At 72.5% G+C, this 6154-nt stretch carries 6 protein-coding genes and 1 pseudogene; 2 read left to right on the top strand and 5 right to left on the bottom strand.

What is annotated here, in order from left to right; genetic code table 11:
* Positions 1–94: 94 nt before the first annotated feature.
* Both CG736_RS39020 and CG736_RS25640 read right to left on the bottom strand, forming a co-directional pair.
* Positions 95–238: pseudogene (locus CG736_RS39020) on the bottom strand (hypothetical protein); the annotation flags it as partial.
* A gap of 620 nt (positions 239–858) precedes the next feature.
* On the bottom strand, positions 859–1302 hold the full coding sequence (locus CG736_RS25640; protein WP_100588532.1) for a hypothetical protein: 444 nt from the start codon (positions 1300–1302) through the stop codon (positions 859–861).
* Between the two features lie 1008 nt (positions 1303–2310).
* Between CG736_RS25640 and CG736_RS25635 the strand changes: the two genes are divergently transcribed.
* Positions 2311–2580: a hypothetical protein gene (locus CG736_RS25635; protein WP_100588531.1), complete on the top strand. Its 270-nt coding sequence runs from the start codon at positions 2311–2313 to the stop codon at positions 2578–2580.
* A gap of 84 nt (positions 2581–2664) precedes the next feature.
* Here the strand turns inward: CG736_RS25635 and CG736_RS25630 are convergent, their stop codons facing one another.
* The 3 genes from CG736_RS25630 to CG736_RS25620 are packed head-to-tail and all read right to left on the bottom strand — an operon-like array spanning position 2665 to position 3577.
* A complete protein-coding gene (locus tag CG736_RS25630; protein ID WP_157815741.1) occupies positions 2665–2886 on the bottom strand; it encodes a hypothetical protein in 222 nt (73 codons plus the stop codon).
* A gap of 20 nt (positions 2887–2906) precedes the next feature.
* The gene (locus tag CG736_RS25625; RefSeq protein WP_100588529.1) at positions 2907–3326 is read right to left on the bottom strand and encodes a hypothetical protein; all 420 of its coding nucleotides are present in this window, start codon (positions 3324–3326) and stop codon (positions 2907–2909) included.
* The gene (locus CG736_RS25620) at positions 3323–3577 is read right to left on the bottom strand and encodes a hypothetical protein (RefSeq protein WP_100588528.1); all 255 of its coding nucleotides are present in this window, start codon (positions 3575–3577) and stop codon (positions 3323–3325) included. Before CG736_RS25620 ends, CG736_RS25625 begins: the two co-directional genes overlap by 4 nt.
* 269 nt (positions 3578–3846) lie before the next feature.
* Between CG736_RS25620 and CG736_RS25615 the strand changes: the two genes are divergently transcribed.
* Positions 3847–6027, top strand: coding sequence for a trypsin-like serine protease (locus CG736_RS25615; RefSeq protein WP_198520609.1), 2181 nt, complete (start codon positions 3847–3849; stop codon positions 6025–6027).
* The last annotated feature ends 127 nt before the right edge of the window (positions 6028–6154 follow it).

Raw genomic sequence — 6154 nt, 5'->3', positions numbered from 1 at the left:
GGGATGCCCGGGCCGTCGTCCGGCGTAACCGGATCCCCATGCTCACCCACCGCCAGGGCCAGGAGATCGCCGCCCTCGCCGTGGCCGAGGCCGGTTACGCGACACGGGTGCGGCGGCCGGCCGGTCCGGCGAGCAGCTTCTCGTCTTTCAGTAGTCCGATGGCGCCGGAGACCGTGGCGTGGCTGACACCGTTCGCTGCCGCCGGTTCGCTGCCGCGGGGCAGCGGTTCGCCGGGCTTCCACGGCCGCTCGCGATCTCAGTTCGCAGCGCGGCCGCCAGGCGAAGCGTGCGGCCCTTCCTCGGGCCGGGGAGTTCAGTGGTCGTGTCCGGGGTGCCCATGATCAGTTGTGCTTCTTGGCGTAGTGGCGTGCGCTGGCTCGCAGGGGGACCGCGTGGCTGTTCGTAGTGGCGCGGGCTTGGAGGTCCTGGACCAGGGTGCGGGCAAGGTGACGGACGGCGTTTTCGTCAGTGCCGAAGGCGACGTAGAAGTCGACCAAGTGCTGGAGGGCTCGGAGTTCGCCGCCGGTGACGGTGACGCGGGCCGGGGTGTCGTCGGTGAGGATGGTGGCTCCAGGAAGCCTCGTAGCGGAGGCGGTGAATTCGGCGCAGGCCGCCGCGGTGGCTTGATCCCGGCGACGTCCTGGAGGCGGGTGAGGAGGCCGGGGAGGTCGGTGCCGGGCTGCGGTACAGGCGGTGTGTGCTGTGGCCGGCCGAGGCGAGCTCGGTGACCGCCTCGTTGAAGAAGGCCGCGACGTTCTTCGGGTCGGGGGTCAGTCCTTCCCCCATCCAGCGGTTCACGACCTCGGTCTGGCCGAGACCTGCCGAGATCTGCCAGCCTGTCTCGGCATGCCCGGCGTCCTATGCGCTCTGTCCCGCGCGGAGGTCGTGGATGTGGGCGTGGTGGATGGCTTGGGCGGCCAGTTCCGGGGTGGTGTGCAGGGCGGCCTGCTGGGTGGCCGGGTCGCCGAGAAAGTAGCCGTCGTGGACGGCGACCCAGCCGTCTCCGCCGTCCAGGCCGTGCTCGACCCAGCCGACCTGGTGCCCCTCGCCGAGGACCACCAGGACGTCCGGCTGCACCGTCCACCCGGCCAGCGCCCAGTCGTAGCCGAAGACCCGCTCGTCGAGCGGGATGCGCACGTCCATGCCTCGGGGCAGGCCGCGCAGCAGCGGGTCGCGCGGCACGGTCACCGTTCCGGTGCCAGGGGCGGGGACCGGCGTCTCGCGGGTGCCGGCGCTCTGCTGGGCGAGGCGCTGGTCGACCAGGCCGCGCAGCCGACGCTCGGCGGCGGGCGCCGGCGACACGGGCGTGCCGGGAGCTGCCGGTGTTTCTCCCCGGGGCGTTGGAGTCGGCACGGCGCTGCCTGCCGCCGGTGCCGCTGTTTCTCCCCGGGGCGTATCGGCGGGCATCCGGTGCGCCCGAACGTCTTCCGGGCCTGCCTCCGGGCGTTCCGTTTCTCCCCGGGGTGATTCGGCGGACGGCCTCGGGGTGGACGGCCTGGGGCGCGGGCCGGGATCGGCCGGCGCGGGGGCCACGAGCAGGTCGGCGCCGACGGCTGCGGCAATCCGTTCCACCGACGGCGTTTCCACCCGGGGAGAAACGCGCGGGGCGGACGGGTCGACGGCCCGGGCCGGCGGCGCGAGCGGGTGGCCGTCGAGCAGCTGCCCGACGAGCTCGCGGTGGCGCGCGGACAGCACGTGGGCGGCGGCGCGCATGTCGGCCCCGGCACGCCGGAGCAGGCCGGGGTCGCTGTTGCGGGCCGCCCGGTCGAGCTGGAGCAGGAACACCTTGGTCTGCCGGTGGAGCTCGGCGGCGGCTTCGAGCAGTTCCCCCCGTCCGCGCCCGCGCCGACCGGGACGTCCAGCGGCCGCAGGACGGCCCCGGCATGCGAGGCCGTTTCGCCCCGGGGGGATTCGGCGGAGTCCGCGGCCGCGGCAAGGGCCTCCCGGCGCTCCCGCTCGCGCTGCCGGTCGGCCTTCGACGAGCACGCCTTCGAGCAGTACTTCGGCCGCCGGCCTATGCCCTTGCGCGGCGGCAGCTCGCCCCCGCACACCGAGCACGTGGGAGCACCGAACAGCATCGGCTCCGACACGTCGTTAACCCCCGGGGAGAAACTCATGACCGGGATGCCAGCCCGCACCCGCCGCCCGTTTCACCCCGAGGCGGAACGAGCGGGCGGCAGAGCGTCGCGCGGCACCCCACGACGTGCACGACAAGGTCTGGCGAGGCTGTCCCTCAGTCCGCGCCGAGGCGGCGGGACGGCGACCAGCGCCGTTGGTCGCCGGCGACCCGCGCGCGCGAGGATGGGCCGGGTGACCACCAGCAGCCCGCCGCCCCTGCTCCGCGGCATCAACGCCCTGATCCCGTCCTCCCAGATCGCCGCCGCCACCCCGGGCGAGCGCGCCGCCATCCAGCTCCTGCACCTGCGCACCGCGGCCGTCCCCGTGCCGGTCCTCGCCGCCGCACTCGAACTGATCGCCCCTCAACTCGACGACCCCGACCCAGCCACCCGCGACGCAGCCGCCGACGTCCACGCCCGCCTGGCCGCCGACGTCGAGGACGCCACCCGCCCCCAGCGGTAACCGGGCCCGCCGCCCGGGGAGAATGGCGTCAGGTGCGCGCCGCACCCATTGCCCGCAGAGCGCACCGCACCGCCGCAGGCGGACTCAGACCGGGACATCGGGGTCCTGGACGATCACGAGGTAGCCCGGCCCGAGCCGGCGGCGAGCAGTCGACCCGGCGGGGACAGCGGCCGCGGCCTCGCTCTCCGGCTCCGCACTCGCGACGCGTTCGACGGGCAGCAGGCGCGCATGCCCGTCGCTCTCGGGGGCAGCGGGTTCCTGAACGGCAGCAAGGTAGCCGGGTCCGAGCCGACGGCGGGCGGTCATGACCCCAGTCTGACCGTCGGTCAGCAGCCCGACGACCATGCGCTTGCCCTCCGGCTCGAACGGGCCGGCGACGGTCCGCCCGAACCGGGACGGGCGGCGCAGGCCCGGCGCCTACAGGTCCGGGTGCGGCAGGTCCTCGGGAACGATGGCGGCGATCCGCACTGTGGGCAGCCACGGCGGCGCGGGGGGGCAAAGGCGTGCACGACGTTGACCGCGGGCCGTCCGGCGGCCGCGTCGCCCTCGATCCGGGTGGAGTACAGCTCGATCCGCTGGCCGCCCTCGACGGCGGTGCGGATCAGCCGGCCGAGCCGCGGCCGCAGTTCGAGTTCGGCGCGCAGCGCCTCCAGCACCTGGTCGGCGCCGATTTCCTTGGCGCGCTGCGCGGCGCGGTCGGTGACCGCCGCGACCGCGCCGCGACCGGCGTCGTCCGGGTGGCTCACTCGGCGTCCTGCCGGGCCAGCCGGTCGGCGACCGTCTCGTCGATCGCGTCGGCGGCGAGCAGGATGCGGCCGCGGTAGGCGGCGACGATCTCGGCGACGGCGACCAGGTCGACGACGGTGGGCACCTGGTCGACCTGGTTGAGGCGGTCGACCGGCACCCGGCGCAGCAGCTGGTCGGCGAGTTCGGCATCCAGTCGCTCGGAGCCGTGGCCGGCGCGCAGCGCGGCCCGCAGTTTCTGCACCGTGTTCATCGGCGGCAGCCCGAAGCGGCCGCCGGACGGAGGGGACTCCGCCTCCGTCCCGCAGGGGCAGAGGCACCCCCATCGACTGCATACCGAATCGACCGAAAATGCCCGAATTGCCACTTCTGAGCACAAATGCAGTGTGCGCCAGGAATGCAGCCCGACAGTCCGATTTGCGACGCTTTCAGCGCTTTGACCGTCGATCTTTTTATCGATAGCGTGCGATCGGCAATTTTATGCCAGCTTTACGTCCCAATTTTCCGCTATGGAGGATTGTTTTGCGAAGGATTAAGAGACCCGCACTGCTGCTGGCAGCCATGCTGGCCGTGCCCGGGGCCGCCGTTTCGATACCCGCAGCGGCGGCGGAGGGCACCGCGCCGCTGGCGGTCGAGGCGTTCGCCTATCCGGGCGCCGCGAAGATCCTGGCCGAGCAGAACCTGACGGTGAAGACCGGCGACGGCAACATCCGTCTCGCCGACTGCGCCTCCGAGTCGGGCCTGGTGCGGATCGTGCGCCAGGTCGCGTCACCGTTCGAGGTCTGCTTCAAGGTCACCGGCCCGTCCGGATACCTCGCCCTCGAGACGTCGAACGTCATCAACATCAAGGGCGACAGCCACGCGATCAAGGCGACCCTCAGCTCCGAGGGCGTGACGAGCAGCGTCGACATCAAGAAGAACGACTGGACCCCGGTCGGCCAGGCCGACAACTCGACCGGCAACAAGCCTGCCGTGCTCCTCGAACTGGTCGCTGGCGACGGCCCCGCCGCCGCCGCGCCGACCACCGAGTTCCCGGCCGTCGGGTCGCTCAGCGTCGGCGCGCCGGGCCGGGCCGGGTCCCGCGGCTGCACCGGCACCCTGATCGACCCGCTGTGGGTCCTCACCACGGCGAGCTGCTTCACCGACGACCCGAGCACCTTCACCCCGGGCGTCCCGGCGGCCGGCAGCACCTTCACCCTCGGCGGCCGCAGCAACCCGATCATCGAGGCGTACAGCCTCGGAACCGGCCGGGACGCCGTCATCGCCCAGCTGACCGTGCCGGTCTACGCCATCGCCCCGGCCAAGACTGCCACCGCGGCCGTCGCCGCCGGCACGACCGTGAAGGTCGCCGGTGCCGGCCGCACCGCCACCACGTGGTGGAGCGGAGTGCGCACCACCGACCAGAGCGTCGGCACCGTCTCCGCCTCCACCGTCGACCTGTCCTCCGCCGCCGGCGCGGCGCCGCTCTGCGCGGGCGACAACGGGGCGCCGCTGTTCAACGCCGCGGGCGAGATCACCGCGCTGGTCTCCCGCGCCTGGCAGGGCGGCTGCCTCGAGACCCCGGCGAGCGAGACCCGCACCGGCGCGTCCGCGACCCGCGTCGAGGGCATCGCCTCGGCCATCACCACCGCCAAGGCGGGCAACGGCCGGACTCTGCAGACCGGCACCAAGCTGACCTCCGGCGCGTCGATCATCGGCCTGGACCTGAAGCTGACCATGCAGACGGACGGCAACCTGGTCCTCACCCACAAGCAGGTCGACGGCGGCGTGCTGTGGTCCACGGGCACCTCCGGCAACAACGGCGCCTGGGCGTACATGCAGCCGGACGGCAACCTCGTCGTCTACAAGAGCGGCGACCCGACCGACGCCAACGCCCTGTGGTCCACCAAGACCTGGGGCAACAACGGCGCGTTCCTGCGCCTTCAGTCCGACGGCAACCTCGCCCTGAACAAGGCCGACGGCAGCTCCGTCCTGTGGTCCGCCGGCACCATCCGCCTCGACGCGAAGCTGAACAGCAACACCAAGATCAAGTCCGGCCAGTGGATCCAGTCCCAGACCGCCGTCGTCGAGATGCAGCAGGACGGCAACCTGGTCCGCTACCGCCGCACCGACGCCACCCCCACCTGGACGACCAACACCCCGGGGAACAAGGGCGCCTGGGCACACGTCCAGACGGACGGCAACTTCGTCCTCTACAAGAGCGACGGCAACCCCGCCACCGGCACCGGCATCCTCTGGGGCTCCAACACCTGGGGCAACGACGGCGCATTCCTCAAGCTCCAGGACAACGGCAGCCTCGTGCTCTACAAGAAGGACGCCGCCGAGACCGCCGCCAACTCGATCTGGAGCACCGGCACCTTCCGCCCCGAGAGCAAGCTCGCCGCCGGCCAGCAGGTCTACACCACCACCACCCGCCTGGCCATGCAGTGGGACGGCAACCTCGTCCTCTACCGCCTCAGCGACAACACCACCCTGTGGGCCAGCGGCACCTACGGCAACAACAACGCCTACCTGAAGATCCAGAACGACGGCAACGCCATCGTCTACAGCTCCGACGGCACCCGCTCCCTCTGGGCCACCGGCACCTTCTGGTCCGCCGGCGCCTACCTGAAGCTCCAGGACGACGGCAACCTCGTCGTCTACAAGGCCGACGGCGGCGAAGGCATCGGCAACTCCATCTGGTCCACCAACACCCACGCCTGACGCCGGCCCAGTCCGATCGCAGCGGCATCACGGACCGTCCGTCGGCCTGCCTGGGCAGGCCGACGGACGAACGACCGGAGCCGAGCGCTCGGCACGGCCGATCCCGCCGCGTCGCCGGGCCGGGTTC

This window comes from Kitasatospora sp. CB02891 (assembly GCF_002803145.1).
GTDB classification, from domain to species: domain Bacteria; phylum Actinomycetota; class Actinomycetes; order Streptomycetales; family Streptomycetaceae; genus Kitasatospora; species Kitasatospora griseola.
Note: the sequence above shows the minus strand (reverse complement) of the source record. Positions and strands in the feature narration are given on the sequence as shown.